The following is an 18372-nucleotide window of genomic DNA, read 5'->3' as shown; positions in this document are numbered from 1 at the left end:
TTGATGTGCCGAAGTGCCGAGCCTTTCCGGCCGCCTTGCGTGGCACGGTTGTCCCAGGCGTGCGCAGCCAGCCCGAATTCACATGCGCGGCAGCTTGTCGGAACAAAAGATTCTGCTTCGACCGATCAGGAGAGAACAAATGAGTGGCGTGGTGGGCTGGATCGATTTCCGGCGCGACATCGGCCGTCAGGACGCCGTTCTGGACGCGATGACCGATTCCCTGCGACACCGTGGCCCGGACACCCGGGACGTCTGGCTGTCCCCGTGCGCCGCCATCGGCCACCGCGGACTCGCGACCACCGGAGAGGCGGACGACGCACGGCCGGCGCGGTTCGACGCGCCCACGGGCACCGTGTACGTGGCGCACACCGGCGAGCTGTACAACACGGCGGAGCTCGGGCGGGACATCGAGGCGGCCGGCGGCAGGCTCAGGAACGCGTCCACCGCCGAATGCCTCCTGCAGGCATTCCTGCTCTGGGGTGCCGAATGCGTGGACCGGCTCAACGGAGCCTTCGGTTTCGCGATTTGGGACGGCCGGACCCGGAAACTGCACCTCGGCCGGGACCACCTGGGTGTCAAGCCGCTCTATTACCACGAGTATCCCGGTGGAATTCTCTTCGCGTCCGAGCCCAAGGGAATAATCGCCCATCCGCAATTCGAGGCGCGCCTCGACATCTCCGCACTCCCCGTCGTCCTGCAGCCGAGGCTGACCCTGCCCGGTGAGACACCGCTGAAGGGGCTGTACGAGGTTCCGCCCGCGCACGTCCTCACCTACGGTGAGTCGGGATCCTCCCGCCGGCGCTACTGGGAGCTCGTCAGCGCACCGCACGACGACTCGTTCGACAAGACGGCGCTGCGGGTGCGCGAGCTGCTCGAGGACACGGTCGGCCGGCAGTTGGTCACCGGTGTACCGCTGGGCGCGATGCTGTCCGGCGGCGTGGACTCCACCTCCGTCGCCGCCCTCGCGACCCGGGCGCTGGCCACCCGCGATCCCGGCCGCGAACTGGAGACCTTCTGCGTCCAGTTCGAGAGCGACCCGGCCCACTTCGTCTCCACCGAGCTCAGGCCGGACGTCGACGCCCCCTACGCGGCGGCCGCGGCCGAGTTCCTCGGCACCCGGCACGCCACGCTCACGGCGACGGTCGGCGAACTCCTCGACGTCATCCCCGCGACGCGGCGCGCCCGCGACCTGCCCGGCTGGGGCCAGTTCGACGCGTCGATGTACCTGATCTTCGAGCAGATCCGCCGCAACTGCGCGGTGGCCCTGACGGGCGAGGCGGCGGACGAGGTCTTCGGCGGCTACCCGTACTTCTTCAAGCCGGAGATCACCGGACGTGACGGGTTCCCCTGGCTCGGCGACGGCCCCAAGCTCTCCCGCTTCCTCTCGCCGGACCTCACGGCCGAGCTCGACCCGGCGGAGGACGAACGCGCCCGCTACTCCCAACTGCTGTCCGCCGTACCGCGGCTGGCCGGCGAGAGCGCCGGGGACGCCCGTATGCGGGAGGTCTTCTTCCTCGGCCTCTCCGGGCCGCTCGCCGTGATCCTGGACCGCAAGGAGCGCATGAGCATGGCGCACGGTCTCGACGTGCGGGTGCCCTTCTGTGACCACCGGCTCGTCCAGTACGTGTGGAACGTGCCCTGGGCGATGAAGTCGCGGGGCGGCGTGAAGGGCCTGCTGAAGGCGGCCATGGCGGACGTGCTCCCGCCGAGCACGGTCAACCGCAAGAAGAGCGCCTACCCGCACGTGCAGAACCCCGAGTACGACCGGACGCTGGTCCGCGAGGCGTCCTGGATCGTCAACGACAAGGCCTCTCCGCTGTCCTGGATGTTCGACGGCGACGGGCTGAACGGGCTGATCCGGCAGATCGGTGCGAACGCGATCCGGGAGGAGCTGCCCGGCGGCTCCAACCCGGCGGCCCTGCTGATCCAGCTCGTGGAACTGCGGAACTGGATGGACGAGTACCAGGTCGCGCTCCCCTGACGGAGCCGCCCGACGAAACGACAGAACTCCCAGGGAGTCCCCTTCATGCTTGAACTGGTCCCCATCACCGAGGGAATCGGCACCGAGGTCCGCGGCATAGACGTGACCCGGCCCGTCTCCGACGTTGACCTCGAGCGCATCTACCAGGCCTGGATCGACACCACGATCCTGGTGTTCCGCGGCCAGGACATGACCCCCACCCAGCACGTCGAGTTCACCCGGCACTTCGGCGAGGTCTTCACCTACACCCGCTCGCAGTTCAACGACGACGAACACCCCGAGATCCTCATCCTGTCCAACATCACCCGGGACGGGAAGCCGATCGGCTCCGCCTACAGCGGCCGTGTGTGGCACAGCGACGGCGCCTACCTGACCGACCCGCCGGTGGGTTCCATGCTGTACGCCCGCGAGGTTCCCCCCGAGGGCGGCGACACCTGGTACGGCAACATGATGGCCGCGTACGACGCGCTGCCGCCGGCCGTCCAGGAGCGGATCGCCGACCTCAAGGTCGTCATCAGCCGGGTCCAGTCGCGGCCGTACAACTACCCCGACCGTCCGGCGCCCACCGAGAAGGAACGCGCCGAGTGGGTCGACGTCACCCACCCCCTGGTGCGCGTCCACGAGGTCAGCGGCCGCAAGGCGCTCTACGCGGGCGGGAACGTGCCGTGGCGCATCGAGGGTCTCTCCGAGGACGAGAGCGCGCCGCTCATCACCTTCCTGCAGGAGTTCTCCGTCCAGCCGCGGTTCACGTACTGCCACCGGTGGAGCGTGGGCGACATCGTCCTGTGGGACAACCGCAGCGCGATGCACCGCGCCACGTACTACGACCACGTCAAGCACCGGCGTCTGATGCACCGGACGACCATCTCGGGCGTGCGGTCCGCCGCCGGCACGGGCAGCGAGGCGTGACCGGCCGATGATGCGATACGACCACATCGTCGTCGGCGCGGGCGCCGCGGGCTGCGTGCTCGCCGGACGGCTCACGGAGAACCCGGCCATCAGGGTGCTCCTCCTGGAGTCGGGCAGCGAACGCCGCAGCCCGCTCCTCGACATCCCCGCCGCCGAGACCGTGCTCATGGGGAACCCCAAGTACGACTGGTGCTTCGAGACGGACGCCGACCCCACGGTCCTGGGCCGCAGCGTGCGCATTCCCCGGGGCCGGCTCCTCGGCGGCTCGAACGCGATCAACGGGATGATCTTCGTACGCGGTCAGCGGGAGGACTACGACGACTGGGAGCGGCTGGGGAATCCCGGCTGGTCCTGGGAGGGCGTCCTGCCGTACTTCCGCTCCATGGAGCGCGTCCACGGGATCGAGGGCGCCGGCCGTGGACGGAGCGGCCCGATCTCGGTGGGACCGCCGCGCGACCGCGACGAGCTGACCGACGCCTTCCTCGCCGCCGCGGTCAAGGCCGGCTACCAGGAGAACCCGGACTACAACTCCGGGGACCAGGAAGGCTTCGGCTACTACCAGGTGAACCACGAGGGCGGGCGGCGCTCCTCGGCCGCCGGCACCTACCTGAAGGACGCCAGGCGCCGGCCGAACCTCACCCTGATCACCGACGCCCACGTCACGGCGCTCACTTTCGAGGGCACCCGCTGCACCGGGGTGAACTACCGGCAGGGGGGCACCGAGCACAGCGCCGGCTGCGGGCGTGAGGTGATCGTCAGCGCGGGCGCCGTCCAGTCGCCGCAGCTGCTCGAACTCTCGGGCATCGGCTCGGCGGACGTCCTCGGCCAGGCCGGAGTCCCCGTCGTGCACCACCTGCCCGGTGTCGGGGAGAACTTCCGCGACCACTTCGCGGCCCGCCTCAGGTGGCGGGTGCGCCGGCCGATCACCTTCAACGAGCGGTCCCGGGGTCTCGGACTGGCCCGCGAGGTCGCCCACTACCTGCGCGAGCGGCGCGGCCTGCTCAGCCTGCCGATCGCCCTCGGGTACGGATTCGTCCGCACCGACCGCAGCCCGGACCGCCCCGACATCCAGTTCCACTTCGCGCCCGCGAGCTACGGAGCCGGCGCCAGCAGGCGCCTCGACACGTCACCCGGCATGACCCTCGGGGTCTATCCGCTGCGCCCCGAGTCCAAGGGCTCCCTGCACATCCGCTCCCGCGACCCGCTGACCGCTCCGGCGATCCGCCCGCGCTTCCTGGACAGCGAGACGGACCGCGCCACGCTCGTCGCCGGCATGCGCATCGGCCGCCGCATCGTCGAGGAGCCGGCCCTCGACGGCTACCGGGCGTTCGAACTGACGCCGGGAGCCGACGTACGGACCGACGACGAACTCCTCGCCTACGCACGGGAACACGGCGACACCTCGTACCACCCGGTCGGCACCTGCCGCATGGGCGACGATCCGGGCGCGGTGGTCGACGAGCGGCTGCGCGTGCACGGCGTGCACGGCCTGCGCGTCATCGACGCCTCCGTCATGCCCGCCATGGTCTCGGGCAACACGAACGCCGCGAGCCTGATGATCGGCGAAAAGGGCGCCGCCATGGTCCTGGAGGACCACAAGGAGTGGGCCCGCTCCTGAAGCCCCACGGAGTCCCATCGATGGTCGCTCAACCTCGATTCCAGAAGTGGAAACCCAATGTCTGACAAGCTCACGGCGGATCGCTTCGCATACGAATCCAACCTCGCGGCGGCCGGTTCGTACCGCGCCCACCGCAGCGCCTTCTGGCCGCCGTCCCGCTCCTACGCGCTGGCCTGCCTGGACCTGGCCGACACCACCCCCGCGCTCGGCGACGGGTTCCCGGCCGCCCTGGCGGCGCTGAAGACGGCCGTCGAGGCCGAGTGGCAGCGGGTCAAGGAGCTCGGCATCCCCGCCCGTCGCCGCTTCAACGAGCCCGAGTCCGTCGCGGAGGCCATGCGCGAGGTCGCCAAGCACCTGCCGGGCGAGGACGACCGGCGCGCGGCCGAACTGCGCGCCCACGCCGTCCAGGAGGGCTACGACGACGCCATCCTCCAGGAACTCGCCACCCTGCAGGAGGAGTTCACGGTCGTCGCCGGGCAGATATCCACCTGGTACGGCAAGGACGTGCGAGGCCTGCCGACGGCCTTCGGATGCCGTGCCGACGAGACCCGCCAACGCCTGGTCACCGAAGCCCTCGCGGCCCCGGACGAGGTCGCCGCCCGCCTCGGCAGGCTCCACGCCGACCTGCGCGTAGGCGAGCTGCCCGCCTTCGGCGCGGCCGAGCTGTTCTTCATGGCCGGCGAGGGAAACCTGCACCCCAAGCACATCGCCTACTTCCTCCCCGAGGACGAGGGCGTCAAGTACTCGCCGTTCAAGAAGACGTACTACTTCGCCAACACCCACCACGCGCTCCTGGAGAGCGTGTCGGTGCCGCTGGCCGAGCAGCACCTACGGCTCGACGCACGGTTCGACCCGGCCGCGCCGCGGTGCGCCGCCATCCCCACGCTCGGCGTCCTCAGCCACGAGCTGGGCCACTTCGTCCACCGCCCCGCCACCGACTTCAAGGAGCTGAACGCGGCCGACCGCTGGGCCTCGGTCGTCCTGCAGGAAGTCGCCGCCGACGTGTTCGGCATCCTCATCCTCGCCGACGTATGGGCGCCGCGCCTCGGCATCGACCCCGCCGACTGCGTCGCGTACTACCTGGCGGAGTGCCTGCGGTACGTGGACCGGGGGCTCGGCCGCTTCCCCGACAGCGACGGCATGTTCCTCCAGCTCTCCTACCTCACGCAGCTGGGCGCCCTCGAACCGGTCGACGAGAACGGTCCCCGGCTGGCGGGGGAGACCGAGACCGTGCTGGCCGGCCTGCGCTCGCTGGCCCGCGTCCTCGCGGACAGCCTGCTCGCCAGCGACGCCCAGCGCTCGGTCCGGCTGCACCAGCGGTACGGGCCGACGACCGCCGCCCCGCTGTCCTCGCTGGTCGAGATCCTCCGTCAGGAGCCCCTCAAGTCCATCGAGTACACCCAAGAGCACCTCCACGCCACCGGCACCTCGGCCTCCTGAGAGTGGGACACGATGATCATGGAAACGAAGCAGAACCTCGGCAGCGTCCGCGACTACTACACGGTGAAGCGTTCCGTCGGCGAGGAGCAGGCGAGCATCTACGCCATCTGGGAGCAGGGCGGCGCGTTCAACGACTCCATCACCCCCTCCACGTACGTGCCCGAGTACCGCTCCCACATGGCGCTCAAGCTGCTCTCGCTGACCGATGACGGAGGGAGCATCTTCTCGCTCGGCTGCGGCAACGCCGCCGTCGAAGGAGTGCTCGCGGCGCAGAACCGGACGGTCCGCGGGATCGACTTCAACGAGGAGGCCGTCCAACTGGCCCGGCAGAAGGGCGTCGACGCGTTCGCCGCCGACTACTTCGCCCTGCTTCCCTCGGACGTCGCCGGCGCCGACCTCGTCTACGCCGACGGCTTCCTCGGCCACCTCTTCGACGGCGAACGCGAGATCACGCCCGCGCTCGCGAAGCTCGCCGAGCTCGAGCTGAAGTCCGGCACCCTGCTCGTCTTCTCGAACGACGCGCCCGCGGACCGGCACGCGGCGTTCGCCCAGCACGAGCGGGTCGAGGACTTCTGGTTCCTCTCCAAGGACTACCTCGCGGACCGCCTCTCGGCGCTCGGCCACATACCGGTGGAGAGCTACTACTTCCCGTACCTGCGGCCCCTCAGCGGGCTGCGGAACCGCACCGTCGTGGTCGCCCGCGTCCCGTAGCCCCAGCGTGCCGTTCCTGCCCCAGAAAGGGAGACCGTGCCCATATCCGAGGGGTTCTCGCGCCGCCTGACGCCGCTGCTCACCGAGCTCGTGGCGGCCTACGGCACCCCGTTCCACCTCTACGACGCCCGTGGCATCGTCGACACCTACCGCGCCATGACGGACGCCTTCGCAGGAGAGCCGTACCGCCAGTACTTCGCCGTCAAGGCCCTGCCCAACCCGCATGTGCTGGCGCTCCTGCGGGAGCAGGGGAGCGGACTCGACTGCGCCTCGCCGGTGGAGCTCGAACTCGCCCGCGGCCTGGGCGTCGGACCCGGCGACACCGTGTTCACCTCCAACAACACCGCGGTGTCGGAGTACCGGCTCGCCCTCGCCACCGGCTCGCTCGTCACCTTCGACGACCGTTCCTTCCTCGACAAGGCGGACCCCCTGCCGCCCACCGTCGCGTTCCGCGTCTCGCCCCACGGACTCTCCGCCGGCTCCCGCCTCATGGGCGACGCGCGGGCCACCAAGTTCGGGGTGCCGGTGAGCGAACTCGTGGACGCCTACCGGGAGGCCAAGGCGCGCGGCGCCACCAGCTTCGGCATCCACGGCATGATCTGCGCCAACGAACTCGACGTGGACCGGGCCGTCCGGGCCGCCGTCGACGTGATCGAGCTGGGCGCCCACGTCGCCGACCGGGCCGGCATCGAACTCGACTACGTCAACGTCGGGGGCGGTCTCGGCATCCCGTACCGGCCGGAGGACCGGCCGCTCGACTTCCAGGTCTACGCGGACGCGATCGTGGCGGCCCGCCGCCGCTTCTTCCCCCGCTCGACGCCCCGCATCCTGACGGAGTGCGGACGGTACGTCACCGGCCCGCACGGGGTCCTCGTGACCTCGGTCATCAACCGGTGCAGCAAGGGACGGGAGATCGTCGGCGTGGACGCCTCGATGTCCGCGCTCATGCGCCCCGGGTTCTACGGCGCCTACCACCACGTGAGTCTCCCCTTCGCGGAAGGGCGGCCCGAGTCGGCGTACGACGTGGTCGGCGCCCTCTGCGAGAACATGGACAAGTTCGCGGTCGACCGGCCGCTGCCCGAGCCGCGCGAGGGCGACATCGCGCTCGTCCACGACACCGGCGCGCACGGTCACGCCATGGGCTTCACCTACAACGGGCGACTGCGGCCGGCCGAACTCCTCCTGACCGAGGACGGCGACGTCGTCGAGATCCGGCGCGCCGAGACCTTCGCCGACTACGTCGCGACGACCGCGCCCCAGCCGGTCCCCGTCCTGGCCGCCCCGGCGCACCGGCACGCGGCACCCATCGCATGAGTACGGGAGTGAAAGCCATGTACGACAGGCACCTCGTCGAGGACGCCTTCGAACGCCGCGACGCGCTGACGCCGGCGGACCTCGCGGCGCTCGCCCCGCACATCGAGGCCGGGCTCGCCGCCCTCGACCGCGGTGAACTGCGCGCGGCGAACCCGGTGGAGGGCGGCTGGGCCGCGGACACCTTCGTCAAGAAGCTGATCCTGCTGTCCTTCCCGCTGAGCCGGAACACCCTGGCCCGGTCCGCCGACGGCCGGCCCACCACCTACGACAAGGTCCCGCTCAAGTTCGAGGAGTGGGACGAGACCGACTTCGAGAAGGCCCGGATCAGGGTCGTGCCCGGCGCCGTCGTCCGCCGTGGGGCGTACGTCGCCCCCGGAGCCGTACTCATGCCGTCCTTCGTCAACATCGGCGCGTACGTCGGCGCCGGGACCATGATCGACACCTGGGCGACGGTCGGCTCCTGCGCCCAGGTCGGCGAGCGCTGCCACATCTCCGGGGGCGCCGGCATCGGCGGCGTCCTCGAACCCATCGGCGACAACCCCGTCGTCATCGAGGACGACGTCTTCGTCGGCGCGCGCAGCGAGATCGCCGAGGGCGTACGGGTCCGCACCGGGGCCGTCATCGGCATGGGGGTCTACCTGGGGGCGTCCACCCCCATCGTCGACCGCGCCACCGGAGAGGTGACCCGGGGCGAGGTACCCGAGAACGCGGTCGTCGTCCCCGGCGCGCGCACAGACCCCAAGCGGCCCGAACTCTCCACGTACGCCGCGGTGATCGTGAAGTACGCGGACGAGCGGACCCGGGGCAAGACGGCCCTCAACGACCTCGTACGGGACTGACCGATGCAGCAGGCCCGTAGCGCCTTCGCCCGCTTGCGCGCCCTCCAGGACGGCGTGCCCACACCGCCGGGGCTCACCCCGGTCCGGCTCCACCTCGGTGAGTCGCGGCTGCCGAGCTCGGGCATCGACGACCTGGCCCTCCTCGCCACCGGCGGCTGGTCCCGGTACCCGCCGCTCGGCGGCACGGAGGAGCTACGCGCGGCCTACCGCGACTGGCTGGAGCGGCGCTTCGGCGTACGGGAGGCACTGGCCCGGGGGACCGTCGCGGTCGAACCCACCCCGGGGACCAAGCAGGCGGTGGCGCTCGCCCTCGCCCGGGCGGTGGGGCGGGCCGGGGCCGCCGGAGCCTCCGGGGTCTCCGGCGAGGCCGGCGGCCGGGTCGGCGGCGGGCGGGGTGGGTGTGCCGTGGTCATGCCGAACCCCTTCTACCCGACCTACCACGCCGCGACGCTGGCGGCCGGCGCCCGCCCGGTCTTCTACGACCCCGACCGGGGCGCCGCCGCCGTGGAGGAAGCCGTCGCGGCGGCGGGCGTCCCCGTCGCCGCGCTGATCGTCTGCAACCCGGGGAACCCGCGCGGCGACCTGCTGTCCGAGGCGTTCCTGCGGGACGCGGCGGCGGCCGCCCGCGCCGCGGACGCCCTGTTCGTCGTCGACGAGTGCTACACGGACCTGTCGTTCGGCCGTACCCCGACCGGCTACCTCGCCCTCGTGGAGCGGTCGGAGGCCGCGAACGGCCGGTTCCTCGTGCTCCACACCCTGTCCAAACGGTCCGGGGCGCCCGGACTGCGCAGCGGGTTCGCGGCCGGCGACGCCGAGACCGTGGCCGACTACGCGTACCACAACCGGGTCTGCGGCGTGTCGACCCCGCTGCCGGTCTGCTCGATCGCCGCCCGGCTGTGGCGGGACGACGAGCACGTGGAGCTGACACGCCAGGCACTGGCCAGGAACTGGGAGCTCGCCGACGAGATCCTGGCCGACGTCCCCCACTACCGAAGGGCCGAGGCCGGGTTCTTCCTCTGGCTGCCGGTGGACGACGACGAAGCCACCGCCCTGCGGCTGTGGCGCGACCACGCCCTGTCGGTGATGCCGGGCCGCTACTTCGGGGCCGTGGGGCACGACGGCGTCAACCCGGGTGCCGGGCACGTCCGGATCGCCCTCGTCCACGAGGAGCCCCTGATGCGCGAGGCACTCCTGCGTCTGCGGGACGGGATGACCACCGGCGTACGCACTGCTGCTCTCCTTCCTTCCGCTTCCGCTTCCGCCTCCCACCGACCGCCCATCCTCCAGACCAAGGACACCTCCCGATGACACCGCTGGACGAGGAGAAGCCGTTGCTGCTGGTCATCACCAGCGGACTCCGGCGCTACCGCGAGTACCTGCTGAGGTCGATCGCCACCCGCTACCGCGTGCACCTCATCGACTCCGTCGCGCCCACCTGGGAGCTGCCGTACCTGGCGGGCTCCACGGTCGTCCCCGACACGGGGGAGCGGTCGGTGTCGGCCGCCGCCCGGCGGATCGCCGCCGAGCAGCCGGTCGCCGGGGTCATGAGCTGGCACGAGGAGCACATCGTCCAGGCGGCCCTCGTCGCCGAGGAACTCGGCCTGCCGGGCACCCGCGCCACCGCCGTGCGCCGCTGCCGGGACAAGTTCGAGACCCGGACCGCCCTGGCGGCGGCGGGGCTCCCGCAGCCCGCCTTCGCCCTGGTCGGGACGGTCGCCGAGGCGCTGTCCGCCGCCGGCCGGCTGGGCTACCCGGTCGTCCTCAAGCCGCGCGCCGCGGGCGGGAGTCAGGGCGTCGTGCTGGTCCGCGACGCGGCCGAGCTGGCCGACCAGTTCGAGGCGACCCGGGACGTCCCGGTCCCGCACGCGCCCGACTTCGACCGGGTCGTCCTGGTGGAGGAGTACCTCGCAGGGCCGGAGATCAGCGTCGACTCCGTCGTCCACGAGGGCCGGGTCACCCCGGTCTTCGTCGGCCGCAAGGAAGTCGGCTTCCCGCCGTACTTCGAGGAGACGGGCCACCGGGTCAGCGGCGCCGACCCGCTGCTGACCGACCCGGAGCTGCTGCGGACGCTCACGGACATCCACGGGGCGCTCGGCTGCACGGACGGCTGGACGCACGCGGAGCTCAAGCTGACGCCCGAAGGACCCAAGCTCATCGAGGTCAACGGACGACTCGGCGGCGACCTCATCCCGTACCTCGGCCTGCGCGCGACGGGCATCGACCCCGGCCTGGCCGCCGCGGACGTGGCCTGCGGCGTGGCGCCCGACGTGGCGCCCTCCGTTGCCGCCTTCGCCGGGGTGCGCTTCTTCTACCCGCGCGAGAACGACACGCTGATCGCCTCGGTGGCCTTCGACCCGGAGGGCCTGCCCGCCGAACTCGACCTGCTGGACCCGCTGGTGGGCCCAGGAGACGTGGTCTCGCCGCCGCGCAAGGGCCTGATCGACGGCCGGATCGCCCTCGCCACGGCGGTCGCGGAGACGGACGCCGACTGCGAGGCCGCGCTGGCCCACGCCGAACGCGCGCTGCGGCTCACGGTCGGCGGGGCCACGGGGGCCACCGGCTCCGTACCGTCCCCGCGCCCTCCGGCCGCCGAGCGGCCCTCGCTGCGCATCCTCGTCCTGCACCGCATCCCGGACTCGTTCGTGCGGTACGCCGAGAACATCGACCACGACGCGCACGACGTCACGTATGTGAGCGCCGTGGACCGGACCGCCACGCTCCCCGCGGACGTGAAGGCCCGTCGGCTCGAACGCCCCGGCATCGGGGACACCGTCGCCGAGGTGCTCGCCTCCGTCGCCGGCCTCCCGACGCCGGACGTGGTCATCGCCCTGTCCGAGTACGACCTCATCCCGGCGGCCCGGATACGCGAGGCGCTGGGTGTCCCCGGGCCCCGGCCCGACGACGTGCTTCCGGCCAGGGACAAGGTCGTGATGAAGGCGGCGGTCGCGGCGGCCGGACTGCGGACACCGCGGTACGCCCCGCTCCTGAAGGCGCTCAGCCAGGGCGCCGACGCCCTCCCCTGGAGCGGCCGCACGGTCCTCAAGCCCGTCGCGGGCGCGTCCAGCGAGGGCGTGACGACGTACTCGACGGCGGCCGCCGCGCTCGACGCGGTGCGCGGCGCGGAGCCCGGCATCGACATCGGCTCCCTGGAGGTCGAGGAGTTCGTCACCGGACCGATCATCCACGTCGACGGGCTGGTCGCGGCCGGCGAGCCGATCGTCGTCCAGGCGAGCCGGTACGTCGGCACCTGCCTGGGATACGCCGAGGGCCGGCCGCTGGGCTCCGTACAGATCGACACCCCGCCCGAGACCGTCGACTGGACGCTGGCCTGCCTGCGCGCGGTCGGCATCCACGACGGCCCGTTCCACCTGGAGGCCATCGAGACCGACGAGGGTCCGGTGTTCCTGGAGGTCGGGGCGCGGGTCGGAGGTGCCGACGTGGTCGACACGTTCGCGCTGGCCACCGGCGTCCACATGCCGTCCGCACAGGTGCGGTTGATCGTCGACGGGGCCGCCGAGCGGCCGGAGGTCCGTACGCCGGAACCGGACGAGCGCTACGGCTGGTTCGTGGTGCCCGGCCACACCCTGGGCTCCCGGTACTGCCGGATCACCGGCGAGGAGCCCTTCCGCCAGGACCCGGTGGTCCAGCGCTGGGTGCAGCGCGGAGCCGACGAGCCGATCAAGACCACGATCACCTACGCGGACGCCGACGTACCCGTCGCCGGCGTCGTCGGACCCGCGCCCGCGGCCGTACTGGAACGGTTCCTGACCGAGTTCTTCGCGTCGGTCCGGGTGGAGCCCACGGAGGACCCGCGATGACCCTGGAACCACGGCTCGTCGTGGCGGCCCGCGGCCACGACGGCGGCTCCGCCGTCACCCTCGACGAGAAGGTGCGCCCGGTCACGGTCGGTGCCTGGCCCGGCTCGGAGTTCTTCCTGCTGTGGGGCACCGAGGGCTCCGTCGAGCTCGACGGCGGACCGCCGACCCCGACGACCATGCCGTTCTTCGCCGGCAAGGGCGGTACGCGGCTGCTGTTCGCGCGCTACCAGCCGGAATCCTCCGCCCCGGCGCCGGTCGGCGACCCCGACGAGCTCGCCGCCGAGGTGGAGCGCGAACTCCCGGGTCTGCTTGAGGTGTTCGAGTCCGGTGACTCCGGGATGCACACCACCGACACGCTCGACTACGGGATCTGCCTGGAAGGCGAGCTGCATCTGGAGCTGGACGACGGCCAGGAGGTACGGGTGACCCCCGGGACCTGCGTCGTACAGCTGGGCACCCGCCACGCCTGGCACAACCGCGGTGACCGCCCGGCCCTGATGTGCTTCGTGGGCATCGGCGCCGAGCGGGCCGGCCGACACGAGGACGCCCGGCCCCGAAAGTCCGAACAAATCCAGGGATGACCGCCCGGCAGGATGCTGCGGTGCAGCTTGATGCCCGCCGCGGACGGACCTGGTCGGCCCGCGTCCTGCCAGCCTGTGACCAGGCCCGTTTCCTCTGACCCCACCCCCCTCACGACAGGTCGACCCGCCTATGACCACGCCCTTGAGCGCCCGGCTGCGCTCCTGGCTGCCCGCCGGCCGCAGCGCCCGCCGGCTCATCGCCGCGTCGTTCGTCGACTCCGTCGGCACGGGCCTGTTCATCGCCGGCTCGGCCCTCTTCTTCACCCGGGGCCTCGGACTGTCGACGATCCAGGTGGGCGTGGGACTCTCGCTGGCCGGACTCGCCGGATTCCTCGGCATGGTGCCGCTGGGCAGGCTCGCCGACGGCATCGGCGCCAAGAAGGCCATCGTGGCGCTCTACACCTGGCGGGGGCTCTGCTTCGCCGTCTATCCGTTCGCCGCCGAGCCCGCCTTCTTCTACGTCATCGCCTTCCTCATCGGCATCGCGGAATGGGGCGGCGGGCCGATCGTGCAGAGCATCGTCGGCGCCGTCGAAGGCGACGCGGCGCGCGTGCGGACCATGGCCGTGATCGCCACCGTACGTAACGTCGGCTTCAGCCTGGGAGCGGTCCTGGCGGCCGGCGCGCTGGCGACCGAGAGCACCAGGGCGTTCTCCGGTCTCGTCTTCGCCGACGCCGTCACGTTCTTCGCCGCCGCCGTGCTGCTTTCGCGGCTGCCCGCGGTGGCGAACGTCAGGGCCGGACGCGCGAAGGCGGACCGGCCGGGCATGAAGGTGCACGACCCGCGGTTCCTGGCACTCGCCGTGCTCAACGGAGTGCTGTTCCTCCACACCGTCCTCCTCACCGCGGCCCTTCCGCTGTGGATCAGCACCCGGACGGACGCCCCGCCCGCGGTCATCGGTGTCGTCGTCGTGCTCAACACCGGGATGGTCGTGCTGACCCAGGTCCGGCTGAGCGGCGGATCGACCGACCTGCGCAGCGCGGCGCGACGCCAGCAGTGGTCGGGCCTGTGCCTGGCCGCCTGCTGCGTCCTGGTGGCGCTGGCCGCCCAGGGCGGCGCCGTGACCGCCACGGTGCTACTCCTCGCGGCCACGGCGGCCCTGACGCTGGGGGAGATCTGGCAGTCGGTGGGCGCCTGGCGGCTGTCCTACGCGCTGTCCCCGAAGGAGCGGCGAGGCACCTATCTGTCGGTCTACGAGCTCGGCACGAGCGGGGCGTCGGCCGCGGGACCGGTGCTGATCACCTGGGGCGTGATCGAGAACGGCGCCGCGGGCTGGGTGGGCCTGGCCGGCTGCTTCGTCCTGACGGGCTTCGCGATCGTGCTGATCGCGGGTCGGGCGGGGCGCGCCCAGGCGACGGCCGCGAACCAGCAACCGGCGCAGGACGAGACCGAATCGGCCGACGAGACGGTGGCCGCCGGACGCGAGGCGTCGCGCACGCCCGCGGACGAGCTGTCACAGGAGAGGTGACCCATGCAGAGGCTGCTGATGATCGGGGTGGGTCTGACCGGACGCCCCTACGTCGCCGCGGCACGACGGCTCGGCGTGCGGGTGCACGCGGTGGAGACGGCCGAACGCGCGGCGACGCTCGCCGGCGAGGTCGACGACGTCACCGTGTGCCGGGGCGGCTCGGACGAACTGTGGTACGAGGCCGCGAGCGAAGCCGTACGCGCCGCCCGCCCCGACGGGGTCGTGGCGTTCAGCGAACCGCACGTGCTCGCCGCCGCACTCGTCCAGGACGAGCTCGGACTGCCAGGACCCTCGCTGCGCGCCGCCGCGCTCTCGCGGAACAAGGCGCTCCAGCGCGGCCGTTTCGCCGCGGCGGGCATCGGCCAGCCCGACCACCTGGTGACCGACGCCCTCGCCGACGCCCGCGCCTGGGCGTCCGCGCACCTGCCCGTGGTGGTCAAGCCGCTCTCCTCGGCCGGCAGCGCGGGCGTCGAACTCGTCGCGGACCACGCGGCGTACGACGAGGTCGTCGCCCGCCGGGGAACGGAGGGCCGGCTGCTCGTCGAACGGGCGGTCAGCGGGCCGGAGTTCAGCTGGGAGGCGCTGGTCCGGGGCGGGAAGGTGTGGTTCGCCAACCTGACGCGGAAGGAGACCACCGGACCGCCCTACTTCGTCGAGACGGCCCACCGCACAGCCGCCGAGGTGGACGGCCCCACGCGCGACATCGTCGACGCCCTCGGCCGCTCCGTCCTCGACGCCATGGGCATGGACACCGGCATCGTCCACCTGGAGTTCCGGCTCACCCCCGACGGGCCCGCGGTCATGGAGGTCGCCGTCCGCACCCCCGGCGACCGCCTCATGGACCTGCTCGGTCTGGCGTACGGGACGGACTGGTACGAGATGGTCGTCCGCATGGCGCTCGGCCGTGAACTCCCGCCGCCGCCCCAGGGACCGCTGCGCCACACGGCGAGCTATCTGCCCACCGCGCACCCGGGGACGGTGACCGCCGTCCACGGCCTCGCCGAGGTCCTCGCCCATCCCCGCGTGGTCGAGGCGGAGGTGGAGGTCGCGGAGGGCGCGACCATCGCCCCCGTACGTTCGTCGGCCGGGCGGGTCGGGCATGTCGTCCTCGCCGCGCCGCGCCGGGACGAGCTGGAGGCCGCGCTCGCCGAGGTCCGGGGCCTGCTGCGGGTGGAGACCCGCCGGCCCGACGGGGACACCGGATGAGCGCGCGGATCCGACCCGAGGGAAGGCACCGGCCATGACGCACGCCCCCGGCGCACGCGTCCGCGCGGCCCTGGACCTCGATGTCGCGCGGGCGCGCGAGTACGTCGGGCTGCACACGTACGACGGGCGCGTCCAGGACCTGTCGCCGAGCGGGGTGACGGCCGCGCTGGCGGCCCTGGGGACCGGACCGCTGCCCCGGGACCCGTTCGACGCGGCCGTCACGGAGATCCATGAGGACGGGCTGCGCGCCCGCTTCGCCGAGGCCGAGGTGCACCGCCGCGATCCGCTGCTGCACGTCGGCGCCATGGACCTGGCCTGCTACGACCGGGAGTACGCCCCGGCCGAGGAGCGTCGCCGCGCCCGCGAACGGCACCTGGCGGCCTGGCCGGCGGCGGTGGACCACGCCGTCGAGGCCCTCGACCGGGTGCCGGCCCCCGTCGCCGCCGCGTCGCTGCCCGCCGTGCGCGGCCTCGCGGAGGGCGTGGACGACCCGAAGGCCCTCGCCGCCGTGCGCCGCTTCGTCGCCCATGTGGAGGCGGCCGAACGCGACGGCGAGCCTTCGGCGGCGCTGGGCGCCGACACGTTCCTGCGGCTGCTCGGCGCCGGTGAGGGGATCGCCTACGAGCTCGCCGGGCTGACGGAGACCGCCGAACGCGAGACGGCCCGCCTACGGGCGATCCTGGACGAGGCCGTCGATCGGTACGCCCCCGGCGAGAAGGCCGCCGAGGTCGTTCCGGCCCTGATGAGGGATCACCCGGTGACCGTGGACGGCGTCTTCGCCGAGGCCTCCGCCCTGATCGGCGAGGTCAGCGACTTCGCGCGCGAACGGAACCTGATCGGCGAGCCCGGCGGCCTGTGCCGCGTCGGACCCGCCCCCGCCTCACGGGCCTTCGCCCAGGCCATGATGTCGTGGTCGGCGCCCTACGAGGCGGACGCCCCGAGCTGGTACTACGTCGTGCCGCCGGACCCCGCCTGGCCGGCCGAGGAACGGGCGGAGTGGCTCGCGGTCTTCAGCCGTACGTCGCTGCCCGCCATCACCGTGCACGAGGTCACCCCCGGCCACTACGCCCACGGCCGCGCCCTGCGGGCCCTGACCAGCGACGTACGCCGGTCGCTCGAATCGCCCGCGTTCGTCGAGGGCTGGGCGCACTACGTGGAGGAGCTGTACGCCGAGGAGGGGTTCCGCGGCGGTGACCCGCGGTACGCGATCGGCATGGCCGTCGAGGCCCTGCTGCGGGTCACCCGGCTGACGTGCTCCGTCGGCATCCACACGGGAGCCATGACGGTCGAGGAGGCCGCGGCGCGCTTCGAGTCCGACGCGTTCCTGCGCGGCCGGGCCGCGCGTGGGGAAGCCCTCAGGGGCGCCGTGGAGTCCACGTACGGCCGCTATGTGCTGGGCAAGCTGGAGATCGCGCGGGTTCGGAGCCTGGCGCGGAGCGGCTGGGGAGCGGGCTACACGCACCGGCGGTTCCACGACGCGCTGCTTGCGCTCGGCATGCCGCCGATCGGCCTGCTCGCCCGGGCCGTTGTCGGCGACCTCGCCGCCTGACCGGCACCCACACACGATCAACCCCCGCCGGGGCGGCGGGGGTTGATCGTGTGCGTGCGTGCCGTGGCTACCGGTCGAGGCTGTCCAGCAGCTCCAGTCGGAGGCCGGGCGTCCGGCGGGCCGACCTGCCCGTGCGGTACACCCGGCCGCCGGGCACGAAGGGATCGGGCACGAACCTTTCGGCGGTGAGCTCCGGCAGGTTGAGGTAGCCGCGGGCCAGACCCTCGCCGCCGACGAGCAGTTCGCCCGCGACCCCGGCCGGCAGCAGGTCGCCGTGCACGTCCACCACGTAGTGGCGCCGACCGGGTTCGGGCCGGCCGACCGGCGGTGGCGTCTGCCACTTGACGTGGGCGCAGAGGTGTCGGGTGGAGGCGACGCCCGTTTCGGCAGTTCCGTAGAGGTTCACGAACTTACGGCCCGGGATGTTCCACTTGTTGACCAGCTCCGCCGGGATCACCTCGCCGTCGCCCGTGAGGTGGCGCAGGTGCGGGTACGGACCGCTGTCGAGCTGGTCCAGCCGGGGCACCGACAGGCCCGCGTACGTGACCCGCTGCTCGCGCATCAGAGCGGCGAGCGCCGGGGCGGAGGAGGCGTCCTCGGGGGAGACCAGGACCAGGGTCGCGCCGGTCACCAGTGCCGCGTAGACCTCGCCCTGGGCGAGGCCGGTCGACAGCGCGGCCTCCCCGGACCCGGTCGGTCCAGGAACCGGACCTGCTCCACCCCGCGCCGGGTGTTCGCCGTGTTCACGGTCACGCGTCTCTCCCTGTCACGTCGGCTCGTCGGCGCAGAACACGCTGACACAACCCGCCCACCGCGCGGCGGACGCAGCCGATCAAGATGCTGCACGGCAGGTTGATGCCTGGAACGCGAACGGGGGATATCCGTCGAATCGGACCGACTCGGCTCGATTCGACTCGCCATGAGGGAGGCGGGCCCGC

14 protein-coding genes are annotated in these 18372 nt (G+C 72.5%); 13 read left to right on the top strand and 1 reads right to left on the bottom strand.

What is annotated here, in order from left to right:
* Positions 1-139 precede the first annotated feature (139 nt).
* The 13 genes from asnB (at position 140) to Q5762_RS01485 (ending at position 17434) form a co-directional block, all read left to right on the top strand.
* On the top strand, positions 140-1981 hold the full coding sequence (asnB, locus tag Q5762_RS01545) for an asparagine synthase (glutamine-hydrolyzing) (RefSeq protein WP_315890037.1): 1842 nt from the start codon (positions 140-142) through the stop codon (positions 1979-1981).
* 45 nt (positions 1982-2026) lie between these two features.
* Entirely contained in the window at positions 2027-2890 is an 864-nt protein-coding gene (locus Q5762_RS01540; protein WP_315890036.1) for a TauD/TfdA family dioxygenase, read from the top strand.
* A 7-nt stretch (positions 2891-2897) separates the two neighbouring features.
* On the top strand, positions 2898-4508 hold the full coding sequence (locus tag Q5762_RS01535) for a GMC family oxidoreductase N-terminal domain-containing protein (RefSeq protein ID WP_315890035.1): 1611 nt from the start codon (positions 2898-2900) through the stop codon (positions 4506-4508).
* A 57-nt stretch (positions 4509-4565) separates the two neighbouring features.
* A complete protein-coding gene (locus Q5762_RS01530) occupies positions 4566-5948 on the top strand; it encodes a hypothetical protein (RefSeq protein WP_315890034.1) in 1383 nt (460 codons plus the stop codon).
* A gap of 18 nt (positions 5949-5966) precedes the next feature.
* Positions 5967-6659 carry a class I SAM-dependent methyltransferase gene (locus Q5762_RS01525; RefSeq protein ID WP_315890033.1) on the top strand — a complete coding sequence of 231 codons (693 nt, stop codon included), beginning with the start codon at positions 5967-5969 and terminating at the stop codon, positions 6657-6659.
* 36 nt (positions 6660-6695) lie between these two features.
* Positions 6696-7973, top strand: a complete 1278-nt coding sequence (locus Q5762_RS01520; RefSeq protein ID WP_315890032.1) for a diaminopimelate decarboxylase — start codon at positions 6696-6698, stop codon at positions 7971-7973.
* Positions 7974-7990: 17 nt separating this feature from the next.
* Positions 7991-8812, top strand: coding sequence for a 2,3,4,5-tetrahydropyridine-2,6-dicarboxylate N-succinyltransferase (locus tag Q5762_RS01515; RefSeq protein WP_315890031.1), 822 nt, complete (start codon positions 7991-7993; stop codon positions 8810-8812).
* Between the two features lie 3 nt (positions 8813-8815).
* Complete coding sequence (locus Q5762_RS01510; protein ID WP_315890030.1) at positions 8816-10120, top strand: aminotransferase class I/II-fold pyridoxal phosphate-dependent enzyme; 1305 nt, start codon at positions 8816-8818, stop codon at positions 10118-10120.
* The gene (locus tag Q5762_RS01505; protein ID WP_315890029.1) at positions 10117-12630 is read left to right on the top strand and encodes an ATP-grasp domain-containing protein; all 2514 of its coding nucleotides are present in this window, start codon (positions 10117-10119) and stop codon (positions 12628-12630) included. Before Q5762_RS01510 ends, Q5762_RS01505 begins: the two co-directional genes overlap by 4 nt.
* Complete coding sequence (locus Q5762_RS01500; protein ID WP_315890028.1) at positions 12627-13211, top strand: cupin domain-containing protein; 585 nt, start codon at positions 12627-12629, stop codon at positions 13209-13211. Before Q5762_RS01505 ends, Q5762_RS01500 begins: the two co-directional genes overlap by 4 nt.
* A gap of 130 nt (positions 13212-13341) precedes the next feature.
* Positions 13342-14679: an MFS transporter gene (locus Q5762_RS01495; protein WP_315890027.1), complete on the top strand. Its 1338-nt coding sequence runs from the start codon at positions 13342-13344 to the stop codon at positions 14677-14679.
* 3 nt (positions 14680-14682) lie between these two features.
* Positions 14683-15885 carry an ATP-grasp domain-containing protein gene (locus tag Q5762_RS01490; RefSeq protein ID WP_315890026.1) on the top strand — a complete coding sequence of 401 codons (1203 nt, stop codon included), beginning with the start codon at positions 14683-14685 and terminating at the stop codon, positions 15883-15885.
* Between the two features lie 34 nt (positions 15886-15919).
* Complete coding sequence (locus tag Q5762_RS01485) at positions 15920-17434, top strand: DUF885 family protein (protein WP_315890025.1); 1515 nt, start codon at positions 15920-15922, stop codon at positions 17432-17434.
* A 67-nt stretch (positions 17435-17501) separates the two neighbouring features.
* Here Q5762_RS01485 and Q5762_RS01480 read toward each other — a convergent pair whose 3' ends face one another.
* A complete protein-coding gene (locus tag Q5762_RS01480; RefSeq protein WP_315890243.1) occupies positions 17502-18107 on the bottom strand; it encodes an AMP-binding protein in 606 nt (201 codons plus the stop codon).
* Positions 18108-18372: the final 265 nt, after the last annotated feature.

Source organism: Streptomyces sp. P9(2023), assembly GCF_032436795.1.
Taxonomy (GTDB): domain Bacteria; phylum Actinomycetota; class Actinomycetes; order Streptomycetales; family Streptomycetaceae; genus Streptomyces.
The sequence above is the reverse complement of the archived record's forward strand: the minus strand, read 5'-3'. Positions and strand labels throughout refer to the sequence as shown.

Bases quoted from the DNA above. Each gene is read 5' to 3' on its own strand.
- asnB (WP_315890037.1), top strand. From the start codon at position 140: ATGAGTGGCGTGGTGGGCTGGATCGATTTCCGGCGCGACATCGGCCGT.
- Q5762_RS01540 (WP_315890036.1), top strand. From the start codon at position 2,027: ATGCTTGAACTGGTCCCCATCACCGAGGGAATCGGCACCGAGGTCCGC.
- Q5762_RS01535 (WP_315890035.1), top strand. From the start codon at position 2,898: ATGATGCGATACGACCACATCGTCGTCGGCGCGGGCGCCGCGGGCTGC.
- Q5762_RS01530 (WP_315890034.1), top strand. From the start codon at position 4,566: ATGTCTGACAAGCTCACGGCGGATCGCTTCGCATACGAATCCAACCTC.
- Q5762_RS01525 (WP_315890033.1), top strand. From the start codon at position 5,967: ATGGAAACGAAGCAGAACCTCGGCAGCGTCCGCGACTACTACACGGTG.
- Q5762_RS01515 (WP_315890031.1), top strand. From the start codon at position 7,991: ATGTACGACAGGCACCTCGTCGAGGACGCCTTCGAACGCCGCGACGCG.
- Q5762_RS01510 (WP_315890030.1), top strand. From the start codon at position 8,816: ATGCAGCAGGCCCGTAGCGCCTTCGCCCGCTTGCGCGCCCTCCAGGAC.
- Q5762_RS01505 (WP_315890029.1), top strand. From the start codon at position 10,117: ATGACACCGCTGGACGAGGAGAAGCCGTTGCTGCTGGTCATCACCAGC.
- Q5762_RS01500 (WP_315890028.1), top strand. From the start codon at position 12,627: ATGACCCTGGAACCACGGCTCGTCGTGGCGGCCCGCGGCCACGACGGC.
- Q5762_RS01495 (WP_315890027.1), top strand. From the start codon at position 13,342: ATGACCACGCCCTTGAGCGCCCGGCTGCGCTCCTGGCTGCCCGCCGGC.
- Q5762_RS01490 (WP_315890026.1), top strand. From the start codon at position 14,683: ATGCAGAGGCTGCTGATGATCGGGGTGGGTCTGACCGGACGCCCCTAC.
- Q5762_RS01485 (WP_315890025.1), top strand. From the start codon at position 15,920: ATGACGCACGCCCCCGGCGCACGCGTCCGCGCGGCCCTGGACCTCGAT.